The following is a 13,341-nucleotide window of genomic DNA, read 5'->3' as shown; positions in this document are numbered from 1 at the left end:
CACTTCCTTTGGCCCGCACATTCTCAATGGCTTCCGGGTGTGGGCCTACGAGGTCGATTCGACCGAGCGCGACACACCCGTAGCCTGAGCGTCGGCGGCCCGAATTTCGGACGCCGGGCGGATTTGCAGCGCCTGCCGCAGCAGCAGTCTTGTCGATCGCACGGCAAGGGTCCTACTGGAGCTGGCCAAGGGGAGCGCCATCGCGCCGCATGGATCGCCCTCATGAAGCGCCGACCTGATGGCCGGCACGGAGAATGTCTTGTCGATCACCGCCGCCCTGCACCATGTGACGCGCTACAGCTATGACCGGCCTGTCGAACTGGGCCCCCAGGTGGTGCGCCTGCGCCCGGCCCCGCATGCCCGCACCCGCATTCCCAGCTACGCCCTCAAGATCACGCCCGCCCAGCATTTCATCAACTGGCAGCAGGATCCCTTCGGCAACTGGCTGGCGCGGCTGGTCTTTCCCGAGACGGTCACCGAGTTCTGCGTCGAGGTGAACCTGACCGCCGAGATGTCGGTGATCAATCCGTTCGACTTCTTCGTCGAGCCCTATGCCGAGGGCCTGCCCTTCGCCTATCCCGCCGAACTGGCCGGGGAACTGGCCCCCTACCTTGTCGTCGATGACGACAGTGCGGCCCTCGACGCCTATGTCGCGCCCCTCGCCGACAGCGCGCCCAGCACGATCAATTTCCTGGTCGACCTCAACGCCCGCCTGCAGCGCGAGATCCGCTATCTCGTGCGCATGGACCCCGGCGTCCAGACGCCGCAACAGACCCTGGAGCTGGCCTCTGGCTCGTGCCGCGACAGCGCCTGGCTGCTGGTGCAGATCCTGCGCAAGCTGGGCCTCGCCGCCCGGTTCGTGTCGGGATACCTGATCCAGCTGAAGCCCGACATCACCGCCCTCGACGGCCCGACCGGCACCGATGTCGACTTCTGCGACCTGCACGCCTGGGCCGAGGTCTATCTGCCGGGGGCGGGCTGGATCGGCTTGGACGCGACATCGGGCCTGCTGTGCGGCGAGGGCCATATTCCGCTGGCCGCGACGCCGCACTACCGCTCGGCCGCCCCGATCACCGGCATTGTCAGCGCTGCAAATGTCGAGTTCGGCTTCGAGATGACGGTGACCCGCCTGATCGAGCCGGTGCGCATCACGAGACCGTTCGAGGATGACAAATGGCAGGCCCTCGACGCCCTGGGTGAGGCCGTCGACCGTGACCTCGTCGAGCAGGATGTCCGCCTGACCATGGGCGGCGAGCCGACCTTCTGCTCGATCGACGACTTCCAGTCGGCCGAGTGGAACACCGCCGCCGTCGGCCCGACCAAGCGCGGTCTGGCCGATGATCTGATCCGTCGCCTGCGCGACCGGTTCGGCAGGGGCGGTCTGCTGCATCACGGCCAGGGCAAGTGGTATCCCGGCGAGCCCCTGCCCCGCTGGGCCTTTGCCCTCCACTGGCGGGCCGACGGTCAGCCGGTCTGGCAGGATGCTGACGGCCTGGCGCGCGAGCCCTCGCCGGACGGCCCGAAGGCCGGCAATCCTGAAGCCGCCCGCTTTGCCCGGCGCTTTGCCGAAAACCTCGGCCTCGATCCCGCCTGCGTGATCACCGCCTTCGAAGATCCGCTCTTCTGGATCGGCAAGGAAGGGGCCCTGCCCGACAATTTCGACGCCGAGGGCCTGGACCTGGACGAGGCCGACGAGCGGGCCCGTCTGCTGAAGGTGCTGGATCATGGCCTGACCCGCCCCAAGGGCTATGTGCTGCCGATCCGCCGCTGGCGCACCGGTGAGGACAGCGGCTGGCTGACCGAGGCCTGGTCCCTGCGGCGCGGCCGGATGTTCCTGGCTCCGGGAGACTCGCCGGTCGGCTTCCGCCTGCCGCTCAATACCCTGCCGGTGCTGTCGGACGACGACTATCCCTATCTGACGCCGCGTGACCCGTTCGAGCCCCGCGATCCGCTGCCCGCCTATGAGGCCTTGCGCAAGCCGGGCGGCGAGACCCTGAAGGGCCCTGCCACCGAGGCCCGCATCAAGGCCAAGTCCGGCTATGTCCGTACCGCGATCAGCTTCGAGCCGCGCGACGGCCTGCTCCATGTGTTCATGCCGCCGGTCGAGACCCTGGAAGACTATCTGGAACTGGTGGCCGAGGTTGAGGCTGTCGGGGCCGCCAGCGGCCAGACCGTCCGCATCGAGGGCTACAGCCCGCCCGACGATCCGCGCCTGAACACCATCAAGGTCACCCCCGATCCCGGCGTAATCGAGGTCAATGTCCAGCCGGCCAAAACCTGGCGCGAGACCGTCGACATCACCACCGGCGTCTATGAGGAAGCCCGCAAGACCCGCCTCGGGGCCGACAAGTTCATGATCGACGGCCGGCATACCGGTACCGGCGGCGGCAACCATGTGGTGGTCGGCGGGGCCCAGGCCCCGGACTCGCCGTTCCTGCGCCGGCCCGACCTGCTGAAGAGCCTGCTGCTCTACTGGCAGCGGCATCCGTCACTGTCCTACCTGTTCTCGGGCCTGTTCGTCGGGCCGACCAGCCAGGCGCCGCGCATCGACGAGGCCCGCCACGACGGGCTTTATGAGCTGGAGATCGCGCTGGCGGCCGTGCCCAAGCCGGGCGAAGGCGAGGCTCCCGCGCCCTGGCTGGTCGACCGGCTGTTCCGCAACCTGCTGGCCGATGTCGGAGGCAATACCCACCGCACCGAGATCTGCATCGACAAGCTCTATTCCCCTGACGGTCCGGCCGGACGCCTGGGCCTGCTGGAATTCCGGGGCTTCGAGATGCCGCCGGAAGCCAAGATGAGCCTGGCCCAGCAGCTGCTGATCCGGGCCCTGATCGCCTGGCTATGGCGCGAGCCCCAGACCGGCGGCCTGGCCCGCTGGGGCACGGCCCTGCACGACCGCTTCATGTTGCCCCACTTCGTCTGGGCCGATTTCCTGGGCGTGCTGCAGGACCTCAGAGCGGCCGGCTATGACTTCAACCCGGTCTGGTTCGAGGCCCAGCGCGAGTTCCGCTTCCCTGCCCACGGCCGGGTCGAGCACGGCGGGGTCAGTCTGGAGCTGCGCCATGCGCTCGAGCCCTGGCACGTCATGGCCGAGGAAAATGCCGGGGGCGGCACGGTGCGGTTCGTCGACGCCTCGGTCGAGCGGCTGCAGATCCTGGCCACCGGCTTCACGCCAGAGCGCCACGTGATCACCTGCAACGGCCGCCCCCTGCCGATGACCTCGACCGGCGTGTCCGGCGAAGCCGTGGCCGGGGTCCGCTACAAGGCCTGGCAGCCGGCCAGCGGCCTGCATCCGACCCTGCCGGTCAATGCCCCGCTGACCTTCGACATCGTCGATCGCTGGAACGGCCGCTCACTGGGTGGGTGCATTTATCACGTCGCGCATCCGGGCGGTCGCAACTACGATACCTTCCCGGTAAACTCCTACGAAGCCCAGGCCCGCCGGCTTGCCCGATTCCAGGAGCATGGCCACACGCCCGGCGCGATCACGATCCCCACCGAAACCCGCAGCGGCGAGTTTCCCCTGACCCTGGACCTGAGAACACCCCTTGCCCCCTGAGCGATCCGCCCTTCGAGTTCAGCCCTTCCTGGATAGCGGAGCGCAGGCGCGCCTGCGGGGCTGGCTCGACGGCTATCGCCCGCTGGCCGGGGTGCCCGACGAGCTGGTCCGCCCGGACGGGACGACGCCGGAGGCCTGGCTGCGGTTCCTGGGCGCCCTGGCGGCCTTTCCGTCGGGCGAGTTCGAGGACCGCTTCGCCCTCGCCACCCGCCATATCCGCGACTCGGGCGTCTCGCACCGCATCTATGGCGACGACACCGAACGCACCTGGCCGCTCAGCCCCCTGCCCCTGATCCTCGGTGAGGACGAGTGGGCGCGGATCGCGGCCGGGGTGGAGCAGCGCGCCACCCTGCTGGAGGCCGTTCTCAACGACGTCTATGGCGAAGGAAAGCTGGTCGCCGAGGGGCGGCTGCCGGCCGCCGCCGTTACCGGCAGTGCCGACTTTGTCCGCGCCCTGCGCGGCGTGCCGCCCAGCGGCGGGCGTCACATGCACCTCTATGCCGCCGATCTCGGCCGGGGCCCGGACGGGCGCTGGTGGGTGCTGGACGATCGCGCCCAGGCCCCCTCGGGCGCGGGCTACGCGCTAGAGAACCGCATGGTGCTGTCGCGCGCCTTCCCGAACCTGTTCAACGCCATGAACGTGCAGCGCCTGGCCCCGTTCTTCAGCGACTTCCGGGCCGGGCTGGCCGCTTCGGCCCATCGCAGCGACCCGCGAATCTGCCTGCTGACCCCCGGTCCCTTCAGCGAGACCTATTTCGAACAGGCCCATCTGGCCCGCTATCTGGGCCTGCTGCTGGTCGAGGGCGACGACCTCGTGGTCCGCGACGGCCAGGCCTATATCCGCACCATCGCCGGCCTGAAGCGCGCGGATGTCATCTGGCGTCGCGTCGATGCCGATTTCATCGACCCGCTGGAAATGAACAGCGCCTCTCAGTTGGGCGTCCCCGGCCTGTTCGAGGCCATTCGGGCCGGTGGCGTGGTGGTGTCCAACATGCCCGGTTCGGGCCTGATCGAGTCCCGGGCCCTGCTCGGCTTCCTGCCGGCCCTCAGCAACCACCTGCTGGGCGAGCCGCTGAAACTGCCCAATGTCGCCACCTGGTGGTGCGGTCAGCCGGCCGAGCGCCGGATCGTCGAGCAGCAGATCAACAGTCTGGCCATCGCCAGGGCCTTTACCGGTCCCGGCCATCCCGCCCTGGCGCGCGGCCCGCGGATGATGTCCGACCTGACTCCGGCTGAGCAGGCCGATCTTCGGGCCGCCATGAACCTGCGGCCGCTCGACTTCGTCGGCCAGGAGGTCGTGCGGCTGTCGACGACGCCGGCCTGGCGCGACGGGGCCCTGCAGCCCAGTCCCTTCGTGCTGCGGGTCTATGCCGCCGCGACGCCCGACGGCTGGAAGATCATGCCCGGCGGCTTCTGTCGCGTGTCCGACCAGCGCGACGCTCGCGCCATCTCGATGGGCGAAGGGGCCCAGGCGACCGATGTCTGGGTGCTGTCGGACCAGCCGGTCGAGAGCATTTCCCTGCTCGCCCACCGCGACAATGTGAAGGTGCGGCGGATCATGGGCCATCTGCCCAGCCGCGCCGCCGACAACCTCTTCTGGCTGGGCCGCTATCTTGAGCGGGCCGAGGCCACCCTGCGCCTGGTCCGCAGCCTGTCGACCAGCCTGATGGACTCCGACGCCGCCCTCCATGCCAGCGGCGAGACCCTGTGCCGGCTGCAAGCCCTGCTGATCGACTGGGGCGCGATCGACAAGGAGGCCGGCAGCCGCAAGGTCACCGAGGCCGCCTGCTCGGCCCTGCACGATGAGGCCGCCTATGGCTCGGTCGTCAGCCTGATCCGCTCGGCGCGGCGGACGGCGTCCAGCATGCGCGAACGACTTTCGGAAGACTTCTGGAAGCTGCTGCTGAACCTCGAGAGCCGCCTCAGGAACCGGCAGAACGACGTGCTGACCGAGGCCGAGAGCCTGGCCCGCGCGGAGGCCGCCCTGCAGACCTTGGCCACCCTTTCGGGCCTGACGCAGGAGAACATGAACCGCGTCGCCGGATGGCGTTTCCTCGACATGGGCCGGCGGATCGAGCGCGGGGTGAACACCTGCCGCATCGTCCGGCAACTGGCCGGGCCGGACGCCACCCTCGACGATCTGGACCTGCTGCTGGATCTGGTCGACAGCCAGATCACCTATCGTTCGCGCTATCTGGAAGGCATCGCCCTGACCCCGGTGCGGGACCTGACCATCCTCGATCCGTTCAATCCGCGCTCCGTGGCCTTCCAGGTCGAGACCCTGAAGACCCATCTGGCGGCCCTGCCGACCCTGCAGGACGACGGCATGCCCGAAGAACCCAGCCGTCAGCTGATCCGCCTGGCCAGCCTTGTCGAGACCGAGGATGCCGCAGCACTGGGCGTGCCGGAGATCCTGACCTTCGAGCAGATGCTGATGACCCTGTCGAACGCGGTCTCGGACCGCTATTTCCTGCAGGGCTCCAACGCGACCCCCACCAAGAAGCAGGGCGGTCTGGCGTGATCTACGAACTTCGCCATCTGACGACCTATCACTACGGCAAGCCGGTCAGCTTCGCCCGCTGCTCGCTGCGTCTGGCCCCGAGGCTGGGGCCGGATCAGTCCGTCACGGACAGCGAACTGACGATCACCCCGACCCCGGCCCGTCAGGAAAGCCATATCGGCCCGTTCGGCGAAGTGGTCCTCACCGCGACCATCGAAACCCCACATCGCGAGCTGAAGATCCTGGCACGGTCCAGGGTCAACGTGCACCGTCCGCTCCTGCCCCGCCCGCTCAACGGCCCGGCCTGGGACGCCGTGCGCGACCAGGCCTTTGCCACGACCCGGCTGGATGTCGGCTCGCCGGCGCACTTTCTGTATCCGACCCCGATGACCGCCCTGCAGCCCGCGATCACCGCCTATGCGGCGGCCAGCTTCCCGCCCGGGCGTCCGGTGCTGGAGGCGGCTTTCGACCTGACCTGCCGGATCCGTGCAGACTTCGCCTATGACCCGAAGTCGACCGAGGTCTCCACTCCGGCCATCCAGGCGTTTGAGGCCCGTCGCGGGGTCTGCCAGGACTTCGCCCACATCATGATCAGCGGCCTGCGGGGCCTCGGCCTGCCGGCGGCCTATGTCAGCGGCTATCTGCGGACCATCCCGGCCCCGGGCAAGGCCCGGCTCGAGGGTGCCGATGCCACCCATGCCTGGGTCAATCTGTGGTGTGGTGAAGCACTCGGCTGGGTCGGCTTTGATCCGACCAACGGCCTGGTCGTGGCCGGGGACCACATCATCCTGGCGGTCGGCCGCGACTATGCCGATGTGGCCCCGATCGGCGGTGTGGTTCTGGGTCCGGGCGGCCAGACGATCGACGTGGCGGTGGACGTCATCCCCCTTGAGGAACAGGCCCTGCGCATCGGCTGAAATTCCTGCTGGACTGACCCAAGGGCGCCGCACGTTCAATCCTTGCCAACAGACTTCGTCACACGAAGCCCCAGCAGGAAGGAAATCCCATGCCCGAAGCGCTCATCATCGACGCCTGCCGCACCCCGCGCGGTATCGGCAAGGTCGGCAAGGGAGCCCTCGCAGACTTCCACCCGCAGCATCTCGCCGCCACGGTCCTGAAGGCCCTGGCCGAGCGCAACAACCTCAACACCGCCGAAGTCGACGACATCATCTGGGGCACCAGCACCCAGCGTGGCAAGCAGGGCGGCGACCTGGGCCGCATGGCCGCGCTCGACGCCGGTTATGACGTGCGCGCCAGCGGTATGACCCTCGACCGCTTCTGCGGCTCAGGCATCACCACGGTGAACCTGGCTGCGGCCTCGATCATGTCGGGCATGGAAGACGTGGTCATCGCCGGCGGCACCGAGATGATGTCCTACACGGCAGCGACGGCGGACCGGTCTTCGGTCGGCCTGCTGGACTCGGGCAACCTGCGCCTGCGGGCCCGCCACCCACAGAGCCACCAGGGCGTCTGCGCCGACGCCATCGCCACCCTCGAAGGCATTTCCCGCCAGGCCCTCGACGAGCTGGCCGTGGTCAGCCAGCAGCGGGCCGACCAGGCGATCCGCGAAGGCCGTTTTGACCGGTCCCTGGTTCCGGTTCTGAATGACGACGGCACGGTGGCCCTGGCTCACGAGGAATTCCCGCGTCCGCAGACCACCCTGGAAAGCCTGTCCCAGCTGAAGGCCTCGTTCGAGATGATGGCGGGCGTGCCCATCGACGAGAGCGGCATGACCCTCGGTGGCCTGATCCACCAGGTCTATCCGGACCTGAAGATCACCCACGTGCACCATGCCGGCAATTCGTCGGGCGTCGTCGACGGCGCCGCCGGCGTGCTGCTGACCTCGCCGGCCTATGCCGCCGCCCACGGCCTGAAGCCGCGCGCCAGGGTGCTGGCCATGGCCAATGTCGGCGACAGCCCGACCCTGATGCTCAACGCCCCGGTTCCGGCGGCCCGCAAGGTCCTGGCCAAGGCCGGCCTGACCGTGGACGACATCGACCTGTGGGAAATCAACGAGGCCTTCGCGGTGGTGGCCGAGAAGTTCATCCGCGACCTGAAGCTCGACCGCGACAAGGTCAACGTCAACGGCGGGGCCATGGCCCTGGGGCATCCGATCGGGGCCACCGGCTCGATCCTGATCGGCACCCTCCTCGATGAACTGGAGCGCCGCGACCTCAAGCGTGGCCTGGTGACCATGTGCGCTGCCGGCGGCATGGCTCCGGCCATCATCATCGAGCGCATCTAGATGATCCCGGGTTCAGGCGGCGACGCCTGAACCCGACGGTCCAACTCGACCTCAAGCCCGCTAAGACCTGCGTTGCCGCCGCGTCTGCCACAGCCGCCACAGCACGCCGGGAGCTGCCAGCACCGGATGCCGCTCCCGCCACGGGGTCAGGGGAATGGCAAGGCCCGTATGGCGCTCGATCTTCCAGGCCGCATAGCGGGCCGCGCCTTCGAAGGTGAAGGCCGCCTTGACCAGCCGTGCCAGGTTCAGAGGCTTGCCCATCCGCCGCCGCTTGCGCCAGGCGATCCCGAAACGCTCCCGCGCCTCGTGGGTCATGTTGGGCTGTACGTCGCCGGGCTTGAAAATGTCGAGTAGGCCCTGCTCGCGCCAGCAGGCCACGATCAGCCGGTCATAGCGCTCGGGCTCAAAGGCCAGGATGGACCGCTCGCGCCCGCCCTTCTCAACCCGAAACTCGGCCCTGTAGGTCTGCTGGAACAGCGCAGTCCAGTAGGCGTCGGGCGTGCCCTCCTGCGGCCCGAGCGCGGCAGCAAAGCGGGCCGCCGAATGGGCGGCCTCGGCCACGGCGTCGATCACCACCGGTTCGATCTCCGGGCCGGACGACCAGACCAGGGCAGACGGCTGGACGAAACGGGTCCAGATGGTGGTGTCGATCTCACCGCCCCGCGCCGCCAGGGCGAACTGCTCCAGGGTCATGCTGGCGACCTTGGCCCGCAGCATCCGGCCGTCGTGCTCGATCTCGTGATAGCTGACATCCGGCCACAGCACCTGACCCAGGGTGCCGCGCCAGCCGGCGCGTGGCCGGCCGGTTAGGACGTAGAAGTCCATCACCCCTTCGAGATCGCCGGTCCGCAGGACCGAGCCGTAGAACAGCACGGCGACCGGGTCTTCGAACGCGTCCACCAGTCGGGCGGCAAAGGCCACCGCATGCGGCGGTGCGGGGGCGCGCAGCTCGGCCCCGACCAGATCGAGAACGCTTCCCGTCAAGACGCGAGGAACCGCAGCGGCGGCCCGAGGGCCACCGTCAGACCACCGGCACCGTCATAGATCTCACCGTCGAGCACGAACGCTTCCGAGGTTTCCAGACGAAGGGTCCGGGCATCGCCCCGACGATATCCCGCCCGGCGCAGCCAGGGCGCATCGCCGCCACGCAGCAGCAGGCTGAGGGCCGGCAGCAGCCGTCGCGGCGGCGCGTCGACATCCAGGGCCTTCAGCCCCTCGCGGGGCGCGCCGAACGGCTTGATCCCCAGCGGCAGGCGCTTGAGGGTCGTAGCCAGGAAGATGAACCGTGGCCCGGCCGGCGCGGGCTGGCCGTCAATGGACAGGCCGAGCGGTACGCCCGCCCGCCAGTGATCGCGCGCGCCGCCCAGCAGGGCCCCGAACGCGGCACCGGCCACAGTCAGGGCGACCGACAGGCTCTGGAACGCCCCCATCCGGTTGACGCTCTTCGACATTTGGGTGCCCCGGACAAAGGCTCCCAGCCCGAACACAAAGCCCCGCTGCACCGGTCGTCCATCGTCCCAGGCCACCTGTAGGGGGGCGCGCTGCTTGATGGTCGCCTTGGGCGAACGGGCCGCGATCAGGATCTCCTGCAGGCTACGTCCCGGGGGGACGCCCAGATCCACCGCCAGCACATTGGTCTTGCCGGAGGGCTGCACGGCGATCAGCGGTGCCGCCTCACCGAAGGTTTGCGGCAGCAGGCTGAGCACATCGCGGATGGTGCCGTCGCCGCCGTCAATCACCAGCAGTTCGACGCCCCGCGCGGCAAAGGCGTGCAGGTCGACTTCCAGCGCCTCCCGGGTCGCCGGGCGCACCAGCATCACGTCATCCGGCGCCCACGTGTCCGCACTCCGCCCCAAATTGGCGTGGCTGCGCGGATTGTGGACGACGCCGACCTTCATCCGCGCGCCAGCCAAGAGGTGACGCCGCCCTTGGGAACCATCAGGGCCTGCAGGATCTGGACGGCATGGACCACGAGGCAAAGCGCGGTCCAGACGGCGACCAAAGCAAAGCCGATATCGGGCCGGCCGGCCAAGGTCGCGGCGGTCAGGAAGATCAGGTTGGGATTGCGGCGGGCGGTAATCAGCCGGAAGAAGCTGTCGAACGGCCGCCAGGCATGCATCTCGACCTTGAACAGGGCCAGGAAGATGCCCTCCTCCACCCGCTGCGCCACATAGCCGCCGACGATGACGGCCAGCATCAGGCCACCATAGGGCAGCTGGAAGCCCAGAGCGCCCAGGCCAACGAACCACGCCCACCACCAGAAGGGCGGATGGATCAGGTCGATGCCGTGATCGAACACATTGCCCCATTTGGACGAGGTCAGGGTCACGCGGGCCAGCTTGCCGTCGACGGTGTCAAGGAAGGTCATGATCCAGGCGCAGACCAGACCCCAGCCGTACTGACCGGTCCAGAACAACGCGAACGCCGCCAGCACCATCAGGAAGCTGGCGAAGGTCACCATGTTCGGCGTCAGCTTCGCGAGCGCGCACCAGCGGGTCACCACCCGGGCGGGGGCGGGCCAGACATATTTCGTCACCAGATCGGTGACGCCCTTGTACGAGCCCTTGAACAGCCGCTTCTCGACGGAATCGACGGTTTCCGGAGTCAGTCGCTCCAGCACCGGCGGCTCGCGCTTGCGCAGGGCATGATTATAGGCCGAGCCCAGTTCGAGGACCGTCAAGCGCGGCGTGCTACCGGCCAGGGCCGAGAGGTCGGCGTCGGCGGCGATACCGTCCGCCACCGGCAGGTTCAGGGCCACAACCCGGCCATCATCGTCGACCAGGGCCACACCGGGCCGGTCGGAGAGGGCCTTGATCAGCGACTCGTCAAAGACCCAGCCGGCATCCACCACCATCAGGTCTGAGCTCGACGGGCGCACGCCGGCCGCGATCTCGGTCACACCGATCCGCCGGTAGATCCGCGACAGACGCTGGGCGGAGGTCATCCCCCAGATGCGGCTGGTCGCCTCGCCGACCGTTACGGCCGCCGGGCGGACAGGCCCGCCTTGATCATTTCCGTCCGTCAAAGTCAGAGACCCTCTTGAAACCCGGGCCGATTGATAAGCAGCTTCGGGCGCTTATGACCAGAATCCGCAGCGAACCCGTGTCGATATTCCGCCTGGCCCACCTGTCCGACCCGCATCTGCCCCCGCCGAAGGGGGCGTTTGGCTGGCGCGACCTCGCCTCGAAGCGATTGCTCAGCCGAATCGCCTGGCATCGCAAGCACCGGGAACACCAGCCGAATGTGCTGGCCGCCCTGGTCGACGACATCAAAACCTATGACCCGGATCACATCGCCCTGACCGGGGACCTGACCAATTTTTCCTCGACGGTCGAGGTCGAGGCCGCCCGGATCTGGCTGGAAAGCCTCGGTCCCTCGGATACGGTCACCGTCAGCCCGGGCAATCACGATGCCCTGGTCGGATCGGCCGATCCGATCCGGTTCTCGGCCTGGACGCCGTGGCTGGGTGATGCCCCCGAGCCGCGCTTCCCCGGCCTGCGCCGGAGGGGCGATGTCGCCATCCTCAATCTCTGCTCGGCCCTGCCGACGGCCCCGCATCTGGCCACGGGCCGCCTCGGCGAGGCGCAGCTGGCCGCCCTCGATACCCTGCTGGCCGATCCGGCGATCCAGGGGGCGTTCCGGCTGGTGCTGATCCACCATCCGCCGACCCGAGGGGCGGTCTCGAAGCGCAAGGCGCTCGAGGATCAGGCGGGACTGGCCGAGGTCCTCGCCCGACGCGGGGCAGACCTCGTCCTGCACGGCCATGCCCATGAGGCCCTGGTCGGCAGCCTGCCCGGCCCGGACGGGACCGCGATCCCCGTGCTGGGCGTCCCCTCGGCCTCGGCCGGCGGCGGTGGCCGGCATCCCGCCGCCCGCTGGCACGGGATCGAGATCGAGCTCGGCCAGGATGGAGCCTTCGGCATCCGGGTCATCGCGCGCGGGCTCGATCCGGAAACCGGCCGGCCTGTCGAGCTTGGACGCTACCGTCTGGTCTAGCCGGGCCTATTTGCCGTAGCGCATCCGGATCCGCAGCAGGGTTTCGCCGGCCCTGGCCGAGAACCGCACCGCATCGAAGGACGGCAGGCCAAACCGCGTCGGCGCGTCATTGGAAAAGCCGAAGCCTTCGACCGGCATGCCCACCTTGTTGCGATCGAAATCCCGGTTGCCATTGGCGTCATGGTAGACGGCCACCGCATAGACGTCGGGTTCGGGAAGATTGAAGCAGACCCGAGTCACCGGCGCGGCGGCGCGCAGGCGGATCCGCAGCAGCTTGCCGCTGGGGGCCAGGAAGCGCCGGGGGTCGGACGGATAGAGGGTGACGACAACCTCGCCCGTGGTCGAGCGGACCTGCGAAATCTGGACGGACAGCTGGGTGTCGCTGTCACGGCCCTCGCAATCTGCCCGGGCCTGGGCGGCCGACGCGCCCAGACAAAGAATGGTCATGGCGAGGCCAGACAGCGCGGATCGTGCTTTCATGAAAAACCCGGCGTCCTTATTGTGACTCGGCGGCGTTCGGCGCCGCGAGGCGAGCCTGTCCATGACCAATTCCACCGCGCAGGCCTTTGGCTATCCGGCCACACGGGTTGCTGAAACCGACCACTGGATCGTGCTGGTTCGCCCCAAGCAGCCGACCTTTGGGTCGCTGGTCCTGATATGCAAGGAAAAGGCGGAAGCCTTCTCGCAATTGAGTCCACAAGCCTTCAGTGATCTGAAGGTTGCCGTCGACGGAATCGAGCGGCTGCTCCGCGCGGTCGTGGCCTATGAGAAGATCAATTACCTGATGCTGATGATGGTCGACCGCGACGTGCACTTCCATGTGATCCCGCGCTATGCGGGGGAGCGCGTCCATGACGGCCGCACCTTCGTCGATGCCGGCTGGCCGGCTGCCCCGGCCCTCGGCGTTACTGTCGAGCTGGATGCGGCCGCCGCTGCCGCCCTCGCCCGCGACCTTGCCGCGAAATGGACAACGGCGTGAACGGTCCGCTTTCCGGCCTCCGGCTGATCGATCGCTACCTGCTGCGTCTCGTTGCCTGGCCG

Annotated in this window: 10 protein-coding genes; 6 read left to right on the top strand and 4 right to left on the bottom strand. The window is 68.5% G+C overall.

Annotated features, from left to right (window positions below; genetic code table 11):
* Positions 1–259: 259 nt before the first annotated feature.
* From DBR10_RS10470 to DBR10_RS10455, 4 genes are all read left to right on the top strand, one after another.
* Complete coding sequence (locus DBR10_RS10470; RefSeq protein WP_108556322.1) at positions 260–3,559, top strand: transglutaminase family protein; 3,300 nt, start codon at positions 260–262, stop codon at positions 3,557–3,559.
* The gene (locus DBR10_RS10465; RefSeq protein WP_108556320.1) at positions 3,549–6,080 is read left to right on the top strand and encodes a circularly permuted type 2 ATP-grasp protein; all 2,532 of its coding nucleotides are present in this window, start codon (positions 3,549–3,551) and stop codon (positions 6,078–6,080) included. Before DBR10_RS10470 ends, DBR10_RS10465 begins: the two co-directional genes overlap by 11 nt.
* Complete coding sequence (locus tag DBR10_RS10460) at positions 6,077–6,976, top strand: transglutaminase family protein (protein ID WP_108504979.1); 900 nt, start codon at positions 6,077–6,079, stop codon at positions 6,974–6,976. Before DBR10_RS10465 ends, DBR10_RS10460 begins: the two co-directional genes overlap by 4 nt.
* Before the next feature lie 89 nt (positions 6,977–7,065).
* Entirely contained in the window at positions 7,066–8,304 is a 1,239-nt protein-coding gene (locus tag DBR10_RS10455) for an acetyl-CoA C-acetyltransferase (protein ID WP_108504980.1), read from the top strand.
* A gap of 60 nt (positions 8,305–8,364) precedes the next feature.
* On the opposite strand, the gene DBR10_RS10450 is transcribed toward DBR10_RS10455, so the two are convergent.
* From DBR10_RS10450 to DBR10_RS10440, 3 genes are all read right to left on the bottom strand, one after another.
* Positions 8,365–9,288, bottom strand: coding sequence for a hypothetical protein (locus DBR10_RS10450; protein WP_108504981.1), 924 nt, complete (start codon positions 9,286–9,288; stop codon positions 8,365–8,367).
* Entirely contained in the window at positions 9,285–10,121 is an 837-nt protein-coding gene (locus DBR10_RS10445; RefSeq protein WP_335582555.1) for a diacylglycerol kinase family protein, read from the bottom strand. Before DBR10_RS10445 ends, DBR10_RS10450 begins: the two co-directional genes overlap by 4 nt.
* Positions 10,122–10,198: 77 nt before the next feature.
* On the bottom strand, positions 10,199–11,248 hold the full coding sequence (locus tag DBR10_RS10440) for a CDP-alcohol phosphatidyltransferase family protein (protein WP_108504994.1): 1,050 nt from the start codon (positions 11,246–11,248) through the stop codon (positions 10,199–10,201).
* Between the two features lie 158 nt (positions 11,249–11,406).
* Here DBR10_RS10440 and DBR10_RS10435 point away from each other — a divergent pair, with 158 nt between their 5' ends.
* On the top strand, positions 11,407–12,300 hold the full coding sequence (locus DBR10_RS10435; RefSeq protein ID WP_108504995.1) for a metallophosphoesterase family protein: 894 nt from the start codon (positions 11,407–11,409) through the stop codon (positions 12,298–12,300).
* Positions 12,301–12,306: 6 nt separating this feature from the next.
* Here the strand turns inward: DBR10_RS10435 and DBR10_RS10430 are convergent, their stop codons facing one another.
* Complete coding sequence (locus tag DBR10_RS10430) at positions 12,307–12,780, bottom strand: DUF2141 domain-containing protein (protein WP_108504983.1); 474 nt, start codon at positions 12,778–12,780, stop codon at positions 12,307–12,309.
* 61 nt (positions 12,781–12,841) lie between these two features.
* Between DBR10_RS10430 and DBR10_RS10425 the strand changes: the two genes are divergently transcribed.
* Positions 12,842–13,279 (top strand): HIT family protein, encoded by a 438-nt coding sequence (locus DBR10_RS10425; protein ID WP_108504984.1) that lies wholly within the window; start codon positions 12,842–12,844, stop codon positions 13,277–13,279.
* Positions 13,280–13,341: the final 62 nt, after the last annotated feature.

It is taken from the genome of Caulobacter sp. HMWF025 (assembly GCF_003060965.1).
Taxonomy (GTDB): domain Bacteria; phylum Pseudomonadota; class Alphaproteobacteria; order Caulobacterales; family Caulobacteraceae; genus Caulobacter.
The sequence above is the reverse complement of the archived record's forward strand: the minus strand, read 5'-3'. Positions and strand labels throughout refer to the sequence as shown.

Coding starts and splice junctions, on each gene's coding strand:
- DBR10_RS10455 (WP_108504980.1), top strand. CDS start 7,066: ATGCCCGAAGCGCTCATCATCGACGCCTGCCGCACCCCGCGCGGTATC.
- DBR10_RS10445 (WP_335582555.1), bottom strand. CDS start 10,121: ATGCTGGTGCGCCCGGCGACCCGGGAGGCGCTGGAAGTCGACCTGCAC.
- DBR10_RS10440 (WP_108504994.1), bottom strand. CDS start 11,248: ATGACCTCCGCCCAGCGTCTGTCGCGGATCTACCGGCGGATCGGTGTG.
- DBR10_RS10430 (WP_108504983.1), bottom strand. CDS start 12,780: ATGAAAGCACGATCCGCGCTGTCTGGCCTCGCCATGACCATTCTTTGT.
- DBR10_RS10425 (WP_108504984.1), top strand. CDS start 12,842: ATGACCAATTCCACCGCGCAGGCCTTTGGCTATCCGGCCACACGGGTT.